The sequence below is a fragment of the Flavobacteriales bacterium genome (assembly GCA_019694795.1).
Taxonomy (GTDB): Bacteria; Bacteroidota; Bacteroidia; order Flavobacteriales_D; family UBA2798; genus UBA2798.
The window spans coordinates 21,750-31,856 of record JAIBBF010000032.1 but is presented as its reverse complement, the minus strand read 5'-3'; the positions used below and the strand labels follow the sequence as shown (position 1 = coordinate 31,856).

Here is a 10,107-nt window from a genome sequence, read left to right as displayed (position 1 = left end):
AACCGTACCAGCAAAGTGAGCGCCAACCATTTTAACGCATTCAGTTCCGGTAATTATCCTCTTTTGGCTGAAGCGGGAATTACCATTGCTTACGATTTAAGCGCCATCCGTAAACCCGCAAACCATCCGCTAAAGGTCCATAAACAACTGGAAAGCAATATCGCCCTCCTCAAATTATTCCCCGGAATATCTTATCACTTCGTAAGGGCAATAGCCCAAACAGAAGGCTTAAAAGGCCTTATTCTGGAGACCTTTGGCGCAGGAAATGCTACAACGGAGGACTGGTTTATTGCTGAATTAGAGCGGCTTATAAAAAGCGGTATCCCGGTGGTGAACATCACGCAATGTGCCAGCGGGTCGGTTGACCAGGGTAAATATGAAACCAGTTCAGCATTGGCACGCATTGGCGTTATTAGCGGATACGACCTCACTACAGAGGCTGCCGTTTGCAAAATGATGTTTTTATTGGCCGGCAGAAGTAAGGATTTCAAGGGTGATTTCCAGCGAAATATTGCCGGAGAACTCAGCGTTTAGACCATTCACGAATTAATAATTTGGTAATTCACTTCTGTTTGGTGGACTGAGATATTTTTTTGTAATTTGCCGACCTGTTTTGCGATTGCATGATAGTTCATTGATAGAGGAGAGATGTCCGAGTGGTCGAAGGAGCACGCCTGGAAAGTGTGTATACTCCAAAAGGGTATCGAGGGTTCGAATCCCTCTCTCTCCGCCAGTTTTTGACTTGGTTGTTATGGATTTTATCCAATACGGCATCCAAATAAAAAACGATCACTGACCTCCGTTCCTTTATGGAATTCGTCCTTTGCATAAACAGAATATAATACCAAACACTAAAAACAAGGAAAAACTAGTTCTCAACACAAATCAGTAAAACATGAAAAAGTTACTTTCATTAATTGCCCTTTCGGGAATGCTCTTTTTTGGAGCCAACAACATGGTGATGGCAGAAGAACCGGCCGATTCTACCCCTGTAACAGAAAATCCTACTCCTGCTGCGGATGAGAAAAAAGCTGAGCCTGCTAAAGATGACAAAAAAGCTGCTGCCGAAGAAGAAGGCGTTGGAACCCACCAGGTTCTTAAAGAACAATTCATTGAAGGTGATCCAAAATGGATGGCGCCTGTATTGATTTGTTTGATTTTAGGTCTTGCTATTTGTATTGAGCGTATTGTTTACCTGAACATGGCAACTACCAATTCAGAAAAACTTTTGAATAAAATTGAAGCTGCATTACAAAACGGTGGTGTTGAAGCTGCTAAAGAAGTTTGCCGCAATACACGTGGTCCAATTGCATCAATCTGCTACCAGGCTCTTGCTCGCGTAGAAGAAGGTCCGGACAACGTAGAAAAAGCAATCGTTGGTTATGGTGGAGTACAATCTGGTCAGCTCGAAAGCGGTTTAACCTGGTTAGCACTTTTCATTGCACTTGCTCCAATGTTAGGATTCCTTGGTACCGTAATCGGTATGATTGGTGCATTTGATGCGATTGCCCGCGAAAACAACATCTCTCCTGCGATTGTTGCCGGTGGTATTAAAGTGGCACTTTTAACTACAGTAGGTGGTCTTATCGTTGCAATGATCCTTCAGGTATTTTATAACTACATCTTGTCTAAAATTGATGGACTTGTAAACGACATGGAAGATTCTTCCATCACCATCATGGACATCATGCTTAAGCATAAAGTATTTAATAAATAATTTCTCTTTTAGTTAAGAGATTAAACTCAGTACTTATGAGTGAAAAACTTTTAAAATCAATCTTAGGCGGATTAAAAATCCTTCTGATGCTGGTAGGAACCTATGTGTGTTACCTCATCATTTTAGGAGATGGCGTTGATCCGGATACAGGCGCTCAAATTCCAGCGGAAGGTTCGATTTCTTTCGGACTTCGTTTAACCTACGCGCTGATGATTTCAAGCCTGGTGTTCTGGGCCTTGTTCGCTGCTTTAAATATTCTTCTTAACCTTAAAAAGAATATTGTTACCCTCATCGGATTTGCACTGTTTGCAATACTTTGTTTTATTGCTTACTCTATGTCTTCAGATGCCATGTTGGAATCCTGGAAGTATAAAGATCCGAACATGTTTACCCCATCCAACGCTAAATGGTCGGATGCAGGTTTAATTCTGATGTATATTTTTTCAGCGATAACCATTTTCCTGATTTTTGCAGGAGAAGTTTGGAGTCTGATTAAGCGTTTCTCTAAATAATTTTTTTGCCATGGCAAGAAGAAAAATCGAGGAGATCAATGCAGGTTCAATGGCGGATATCGCCTTCCTGCTACTCATCTTCTTCCTGGTGACAACCACCATGGATACCGATGAGGGGATCGTCCGTACCCTTCCGCAAAAGCTACCACCGGATTATAAAATGGAGGTAGAAATCAATGCACGTGATGTATTTGAAGTTCTGGTAAATGCAAATGACCAGTTGCTTGTTGAGAACGAATACATACAGATTGATCAGCTGAAGGAAAAAACGAAAGAATTCCTCACCAACCCAAGCAACCGCGAAGGACTTCCAATTATGGAAGAAATTACGGTAGAACGTTGTAAAGAAGAAATTTCCAGAAGAAAAGAAGCACAGGAAAAAGCTGAGCCTTCACTTCAGGGAATTTTAAAAGCAGAAATCGCCGAATGGGAAGATAAATTAGCGGCTGCCGAAAAAGTAGGTCCGTTTAAAACACTTCCTAAGTTGGCTATCATTTCATTGCGAAACGACAACGGAACTTCCTACAAAATGTATGTTCAGGTACAAGATGCACTTCAGGGTGCCATCAACGACCTGCGTAACGAATGGTCGCAAAGAGTTTATCAGGAAAACTTTACCGACTGGAGTTCATCGAAAGATGAGGATAAGGATAAAATTAAAATTATCCGTGCCATCGTTCCGCAACGTATCGCAGAACAAGAACCGAAAAACATTCCGGCTTACTAAAATTTTATACGATGTCGAAGTTTAAAAAAGATTCAGGACAAAAAGGTGCACCGGGAGTTTCCACGGCCTCTCTTCCTGATATCGTATTCATGCTCCTGTTCTTTTTCATGGTTACCACAGTTATGCGTGAAACCGACCTGAAAGTGGATGTGAAAAAACCGGAAGCAGAAGCGGTTACCCGTCTGGAGAAAAAATCGTTGGTGGACTATATTTACATTGGTCCCGCAACTACTAAGTACCGCTCACAATATGGTGCAGAACCGCGTATTCAGCTGGACGACCAAATTGCTACACAGGCTACTGAGGTAGGCGGTTTCATTCAGCGTAAACGTGCAGAAAGAGATCCCAAGGATATCGATTTCGTTACCACTTCTTTGAAAGTCGACGAAAAAACAACCATGGGTATCGTATCGCGTGTTAAACACGAATTGCGTGAGGTGGATGCGTTAAAAATTAACTACTCTACCAGCAAAAAACGTGTAAAGAACTAAATTGAATTTTTCCTAAATAAAAAATCCCGTTTCAATAGAAGCGGGATTTTTTTTGCCTTTTACTTTCTGCACAAGACCTCTGCTACAGTTTAACATTTATTACACAATCAATCGTATTCAGCTTAAGTTTTTAATCTGAATTAAAAGTTGTGTGATATGAAACTGAAAAAACTTTCTGAAATCAATGCGGGATCTATGGCAGATATCGCGTTTCTCTTGCTTATTTTTTTCCTCGTTACAACTACAATGGATACCGATGAAGGTATTGCCCGGACTTTACCGGTTAAATCAAAAGAAAAACCTTTGGTTGAGGTCGAACAAAATAACGTTCTGGAAATTCAAATCAATGCGAATGATGAATTGTTGGTAGATGGCGAATTGGCATCACCCGGTGATTTGTACCGTAAAGCCATTGAGTTTTTATCGAATCCAAAAAAATCTTCGGAATTACCTGCGCATGTTCTGGTGGATGAGTCCTATTGCAGAAAACAAATTGCTTCGGGTAAAACACAGTCCGACAGAAATGCTCTGGAAGCAAAATGGAAAGAAGAACTGGAATTAAGTCAGCAAATCGGTGCTTTCGATATGATATCAAAAGACGCAGTTATTTCCATTAAGCATGATAACAAAAGCAGTTATGAAATGTATGTGCAGGTACAAGATGCTATTCAAATGGCCATTGATCACCTCCGTGCCGATGCTTCTCAGAAATATTTTAAACGCAACTATTACAATTTAAAACCTTCGGAAGAAAAAGACCGCGAAGTGATTATGGGATTGCGCGTAATTGTTCCACAACGAATTGTAGAGCAGGAGCCGGTTAATATTGCGGTGTACTGATGGATTCGCCTTTTAATTCCTTTCGGATAAAATACAAAGCGCCAATACTAATCATGGTCGAGAAAATCAGCCACAACACAGCGCTTATTCCACCCGAAGCAGGAACTTGAGAAGCGCTTTCTGCCGTGTTTAGTTGCGACATGAGTATAACGCCAAGTGCATTATTGAGGAAGTGAAGCAGAATGGAAAGCGATAATGATCCGCTCCAGAAATAGGCATAACCAAGCATAGCACCGAGAATAAAGCGGGGAATAAATCCTAAAAACTGCATATGGATAAAACTAAAGACAAACGCAGTAATCCATATTCCTAAATGCGCGTTTCGGAATGAGGCAATAAACTTGGTTTGTATAGCGCCTCTAAAGAAAAACTCTTCGGCAATGGCGGGAATAAATGCGAAAATAAAAAGAGCAATAAACGTGTCCATTATACCACCGTTTCCAATCAACACCGCCGTTAATTCGTTGGCCTGATTTTCCATTTCTATCATAGCGCTTCCCGAATTTCCAAAAACGCCGCTGTTTACGATTTCCTGATTCCAGATGAGTAATTGGTTAATCGGTAATTGCGAACTTAAAATCAAAACTACTGCGTGAAAAATTACTTTTCGGTTCGGAAAAGGTTGAATACGTATTAAAGGGTTGCCATCACCGGAGGTGAGGAAATGAAGTAAGATCGCCGGTACCAAAAAAAAGCCCAGTTGATTGGCCAGCATGAGAATGCGCTGACTTTCTTTAAATCCGGGCATTTCGGGCTGCTGATTAAAAGCGGGGTCCAACACATTTATTCCATAAATCCCTTTGCATATAGCGTAAGAAATAAAGGCAAATACGAGCAATGAGATCAAAGCCAGTATCATTAAGAGTAAAATCTGTAGGCCCGGACTCAGCTGTCGGAAAAAACTTGTTTTCATCCCTGTTCGGCTTTTGCTAATTTTGCACAACGTGGTAAAGATAGGAAATATAGAATTGGGCGAGTTTCCGCTCTTGCTGGCTCCCATGGAGGACGTGAGTGATCCGCCTTTTCGTGCATTGTGCAAAAAGCATGGGGTGGATTTGATGTATACCGAATTTATTTCCTCCGAAGGATTAATCCGCGATGCCTGGAAGAGTCGGCGTAAACTGGATATTTTCGAATATGAACGTCCGATTGGCATTCAGATATTCGGCGGTGAACGCGATGCGATGGTGAAGGCAGCCGAAATATGCGAAGGAGCGGATCCCGATTTAATCGATATTAATTACGGATGTCCCGTTAAAAAAGTCGTGTGCAAAGATGCAGGCGCAGGGATTCTAAAGAATATCGATAAAATGGTAATGCTCACCGAAGCCGTTGTAAAGGCGGTTAAGAAGCCTGTTACCGTTAAAACGAGATTAGGGTGGGATGATTCTACCAAAAACATTCTGGAGGTGGCAGAACGGCTTCAGGACATCGGTATTCAGGCGCTCAGTATTCATGGAAGAACCCGTGCTCAGATGTATAAGGGAGAGGCAGACTGGACCTTGATTGGTGAGGTGAAAAATAATCCACGCATTAAAATCCCGATTTTCGGAAATGGCGATGTCGATTCGCCCCAGAAAGCTAAATTGATGAAGGAAAAATATGGGGTGGACGGAATTATGATTGGACGGGCAAGCATTGGTTACCCATGGATTTTTCGCGAGGTAAAACATTATCTCGCTACAGGTGAACTTTTAGCACCACCGGATCTCAGCGAACGAGTTGCAGCTGCACGCGAACATCTCGATTTTTCCGTGAAGTGGAAAGGTGAACGTGAAGGAGTGGTGGAAATGCGGAGACATTACGCCAATTACTTCCGCAACATTCCCCATTTTAAGGAATTCAGAAATAAACTGGTTACCGAATATGAACCGGAAATAATTTATTCCATACTCGATTCTATTCTCGATTCATTTCCCGTAGAAGGTTAATGGGGTTCAACTAAAAATTTAGTTGATTAATTGAAGCTTTGTAAATCACAAAGTTTTCTGTACATGCCGTTTTTCGCATAAAGCACCTGGTGATTGCCGCGTTCAACAATTTCACCCTGATCCATTACAATAATTTCATCCGCATGCTGAATGGTGCTTAATCGATGCGCAATAACCAGCGTTGTGCGGTTTTCCATTAAATGTTGCAGTGCATCCTGTACCAAACGTTCCGATTCGGTATCTAATGCGGAGGTGGCTTCATCCAGAATTAAAATCGGAGGATTTTTATACAATGCTCTGGCAATGGCAATACGCTGTTTTTGTCCGCCCGATAAACGTGAACCGCGATCGCCCACATTGCTTTGGTAACGCTCATCGAGTTGTTCAATAAATTCATGTGCGTTGGCAGAAATAGCAGCCGCTTTTACTTTTTCCGGATCGGCACCTGCTGCACCCATGGTGATGTTGTTAAAAATGGAATCATTAAACAGAATGGGTTCCTGGTTAACCAATCCGATCTGTGCACGCAAACTATCCAGTTGAATGTCGCGCAAATCTACTCCATCAATGGTAACCGATCCGCTTTTGCAGTCCTGAAAACGCAAGAGCAAATCTGCCAGGGTCGATTTACCCGATCCGCTTCGTCCAACCAGCGCAATCATTTTTCCTTTTTCAATTTCGAACGACACATTCCGTATCACTTCTTTCTCGTCGTAAGCAAAACTTACCTGATTAAACTTCACGGAGTGATGGAAACCGCTAATAGGTTGTGCGTCGTTTTTGTCTTTAATGGCAACCGGTGCATCCAGTATTTCGAAAATTCGTTCTGCAGAAACTAATCCGCGCTGCATATTCGTAATGGCCGTTCCAAGGTTTTTTGCAGGTTGCAGAATTTGCGAATACAAGGCGAGGTAAGTGATAAAGGTTGAACCTCCCAATTCGCCTTCTAAGACTAAATGTCCGCCGTACATAACCACCACAATAATCACCGTTACTCCCAGCAATTCAGAAATGGGAGATGCCATTTCGCGTTGGTTGAATAATGATTTGGAATTGCGCGTAAAATCGCCATTTAGTTTTCTGAAATTTTCGCGAAATAATCCGCCCGCACGAAAGGCTTGGATGATTTTAATTCCAATTAAAGTTTCGTCGGTTGTATGTAATATTTTACCTAAAAGTTCCTGCGAAAAATAGCCTTTCTTTTTGAGTCGCTTCGAAATTTGAGAAATAATTAGTCCCGATACAGGAAAGAAAAATAAAGTGAACAGGGTGAGCGATGGCGAAATATAAAATAAGGCCAGGAAGTAGGATAATATAATAAAGGGATCGCGCATTAAGGTTTGAAACGAACTGATTACCGAAAATTCAATTTCCTGTACATCGTTGGTAACCGTGCTTAACAAATCGCCTTTTTTTCTCCGGTTAAAAAAGGATAAACTTTGTTCGGATAATTTATCGTATAGCGCAATTCGTATTTTTTGCAGCATGGAGAGTTTAAGTCGAACCAAGACCCGAATGGCCATGTACCTGAAAAAGTTGGCCAGCAAAGTGCTAATTCCAATGATGATGCAAACAAAACCCAGAGCATCCATTTTTCCGCTTTCGTGCGCAATGGAAAGGAAATAATGATTGAAGAGGGTGCTGAGGTAACTGATGCTAAATGAAAACTCGGGTAAATCCGGAGCGGGAGCTAATTCCTGTGCTGTGCCAAATAAAAGGTTGAGCAAGGGAATGAGCATGGTAAAATTAAGCAAACCGAATACTATCCCGAAAAAGGTGTAAATCAGATTTTCCGGCAAATAATGATGATAAGGCCGGGCGTAAAATAATAAGCGCTTAAGTAATTTCATTGGGTAATGACGGTGCAAGATACTCAATTTATCCTTGGACTTTTCTCCCTACATTTGTGCAATGCAAGAAAATCGCTCCATTTTATATTTTGTCCTTCACGTAAAAGCGGGGTATGAGGACCGTGAACGATTTATGCAAACCCAACTCGATGATTTGAAGATCAACTTTCAATGGGTCCTCGAACACGATATGTCCGAATTAGATCCTGCCTATATCGCAGCCCATTTTACCAAAGAAATGGAAGGTATTCAGCCTGCGGTTTCCTGTGCAATGAAGCATATACAGGCCTGGAAAAATGTAATGGAGTCGGACGCAAAAGGAGCTGTTATTTTTGAGGATGACATGGTGCTTCATGCCGATTTTAACAGCTGGATCAACCGGTTTATTCTGGAGGCAGAGCAAAAGGTAAATGAAAATAAATCAAAGGTTTTTATTTCGCTCGAAAATTCATTGTTAACCTTTATCCCTTCTTCTCAGAAAATCGAAGGACAATATTTATATCCGGCAAAAAATCCGCGCTGTGCAGGCGCCTATTATTTGAGCAAAGAAGCTGCGGGATTGTTATACCGTCGATTCCTTGAACAAGCGATGGAGGTACCGGTCGACTGGTGGATGGGCAACATGGTGAATGAACTGGGAATAACACTGTATTGGTCGGAACCAACCGTAGCAGAGCAGGGTTCTCATAATGGAATGTTCCGTTCGGGAATAGATGATAAACCAAAAAGTGTATTCCGACGTATCAATTTTATCGTACAAAAGGGTTATAAAAAACTTCTTTCCCGATTCCGCTAGTCATTCGCTTTCTGTATTCAGGAAAGAATTAACTTTGCAGTCTAATGAGTACTATCCGTCAGCAAAAAGTTGCAGCATTGTTGCAAAAGGAATTGGGTACATTTTTCCAGCGGGAAAGTGTTACTTACTTCGGTGGTTCAATGATTACGGTAACTGTTGTCCGGATGTCGCCGGATCTGGCCATGGCCAAGGTTTACATCAGTATTTATGGGGGTCCGCCGAGAGAAGAAGTTTTCCGTTTTATTGTTTCCCAGACTAAAGAGATAAGGTATAAAATCGGACAAGAAACCGGTAAGCAGTTAAGAGTAGTTCCTGAATTGGCATTTTATCTGGATGACTCCATTAACTATGCCCAAGAGATTGATCGCCTGCTGAAGAAATAGACATGGATTACGATCCGATAAAGAATTCCTTAGGAGCCTTTTTTAATCAGGGACCATTTGCCAGAAGATTATTCTATAAGATTCTGGACACGCTTTTATTGCGCTCATGGCACATTCACCGAGAAATCAGAAAATGGAAACGTTCGGCGCCTTCCGCCGTGCATATTCTTGATGCGGGTTCAGGGTTCGGACAGTACTCCTGGTTTATGAGTAAACAAGGAAGAAAATGGAGCATATTAGGCGTAGATGTAAAACGCGATTATGTGGCCGACTGCAATGATTTTTTCCGCTCGCAAAATAAACCCCATGTTTTTTTCCGGTCAGAAGATTTATTGGAGTTTGAACAAAAAGAAGCATTCAATTTGATATTGTCGGTGGATGTAATGGAACACATCGAAGATGATCGCAGGGTGTTTTCACATTTTTACGAATCGCTCAAAACCGGGGGTGTGTTATTGATTTCCACACCGAGTGATTTAGGTGGGAGCGACGTTAAAAACAACAACGGTGCGAGCTTTATCAGCGAACATGTACGTAATGGTTATTCGGCGCAGGAAATTAAAGAGAAGTTAAAGGCGGCAGGATTTTGTAAGGTGAAGGTTCACTATTCTTACGGAGTTCCCGGAAAACTGGCATGGAAAATGGCAATGAAATGGCCAATGAAAATGTTGAATTCTTCTATGGGAATGATACTGTTTATGCCTTTTTATTACATGATTTTTATTTTACCAATCATCATTCTGCATTATATGGATACCTATACCCCCCACCGGAGCGGAACGGGACTCATTGTTCGTGCAGAAAAAAATGGGGCGGGGTCCAATTGCAATTAATCTCAACCGCTGCCTTATTATTTATTA

Annotated in this window: 12 protein-coding genes and 1 tRNA gene; 11 read left to right on the top strand and 2 right to left on the bottom strand. The window is 41.6% G+C overall.

All coding sequences use genetic code 11. The annotated features are described in order from the left end of the window. The 7 genes from K1X56_10355 to K1X56_10325 all read left to right on the top strand — a co-directional run. Window positions 1-534 (top strand): L-asparaginase 1 (locus K1X56_10355; GenBank protein ID MBX7095115.1); only part of this gene is annotated, 534 nt, incomplete at its 5' end. A gap of 108 nt (window positions 535-642) precedes the next feature. Beyond that, a tRNA-Ser gene (locus K1X56_10350) sits at window positions 643-733 on the top strand. Window positions 734-895: 162 nt separating this feature from the next. Continuing rightward, a complete protein-coding gene (locus K1X56_10345; protein ID MBX7095114.1) occupies window positions 896-1,717 on the top strand; it encodes a MotA/TolQ/ExbB proton channel family protein in 822 nt (273 codons plus the stop codon). Between the two features lie 35 nt (window positions 1,718-1,752). Continuing rightward, window positions 1,753-2,229, top strand: a complete 477-nt coding sequence (locus K1X56_10340; GenBank protein ID MBX7095113.1) for a hypothetical protein — start codon at window positions 1,753-1,755, stop codon at window positions 2,227-2,229. 10 nt (window positions 2,230-2,239) lie between these two features. Beyond that, on the top strand, window positions 2,240-2,956 hold the full coding sequence (locus K1X56_10335) for a biopolymer transporter ExbD (GenBank protein MBX7095112.1): 717 nt from the start codon (window positions 2,240-2,242) through the stop codon (window positions 2,954-2,956). Window positions 2,957-2,967: 11 nt separating this feature from the next. Beyond that, window positions 2,968-3,447, top strand: coding sequence for a biopolymer transporter ExbD (locus tag K1X56_10330; GenBank protein MBX7095111.1), 480 nt, complete (start codon window positions 2,968-2,970; stop codon window positions 3,445-3,447). Between the two features lie 156 nt (window positions 3,448-3,603). Further along, window positions 3,604-4,287 (top strand): biopolymer transporter ExbD, encoded by a 684-nt coding sequence (locus K1X56_10325; GenBank protein MBX7095110.1) that lies wholly within the window; start codon window positions 3,604-3,606, stop codon window positions 4,285-4,287. Here K1X56_10325 and K1X56_10320 read toward each other — a convergent pair. After that, window positions 4,268-5,146: a CPBP family intramembrane metalloprotease gene (locus tag K1X56_10320; protein ID MBX7095109.1), complete on the bottom strand. Its 879-nt coding sequence runs from the start codon at window positions 5,144-5,146 to the stop codon at window positions 4,268-4,270. The two genes, K1X56_10325 and K1X56_10320, sit on opposite strands and share 20 nt — an antisense overlap. An 85-nt stretch (window positions 5,147-5,231) precedes the next feature. Here K1X56_10320 and dusB point away from each other — a divergent pair, with 85 nt between their 5' ends. Beyond that, complete coding sequence (dusB, locus tag K1X56_10315) at window positions 5,232-6,218, top strand: tRNA dihydrouridine synthase DusB (GenBank protein MBX7095108.1); 987 nt, start codon at window positions 5,232-5,234, stop codon at window positions 6,216-6,218. A gap of 26 nt (window positions 6,219-6,244) precedes the next feature. Here dusB and K1X56_10310 read toward each other — a convergent pair whose 3' ends face one another. Next, complete coding sequence (locus tag K1X56_10310) at window positions 6,245-8,068, bottom strand: ABC transporter ATP-binding protein/permease (GenBank protein ID MBX7095107.1); 1,824 nt, start codon at window positions 8,066-8,068, stop codon at window positions 6,245-6,247. A gap of 61 nt (window positions 8,069-8,129) precedes the next feature. Between K1X56_10310 and K1X56_10305 the strand changes: the two genes are divergently transcribed. From K1X56_10305 to K1X56_10295, 3 genes are read left to right on the top strand one after another with little or no spacing between them, the layout of a single operon-like run. Next, on the top strand, window positions 8,130-8,864 hold the full coding sequence (locus tag K1X56_10305; protein MBX7095106.1) for a glycosyltransferase family 25 protein: 735 nt from the start codon (window positions 8,130-8,132) through the stop codon (window positions 8,862-8,864). A gap of 44 nt (window positions 8,865-8,908) precedes the next feature. After that, the gene (gene rbfA / locus K1X56_10300; GenBank protein ID MBX7095105.1) at window positions 8,909-9,247 is read left to right on the top strand and encodes a 30S ribosome-binding factor RbfA; all 339 of its coding nucleotides are present in this window, start codon (window positions 8,909-8,911) and stop codon (window positions 9,245-9,247) included. 2 nt (window positions 9,248-9,249) lie between these two features. Next, window positions 9,250-10,080 (top strand): class I SAM-dependent methyltransferase, encoded by an 831-nt coding sequence (locus tag K1X56_10295; GenBank protein MBX7095104.1) that lies wholly within the window; start codon window positions 9,250-9,252, stop codon window positions 10,078-10,080. The last annotated feature ends 27 nt before the right edge of the window (window positions 10,081-10,107 follow it).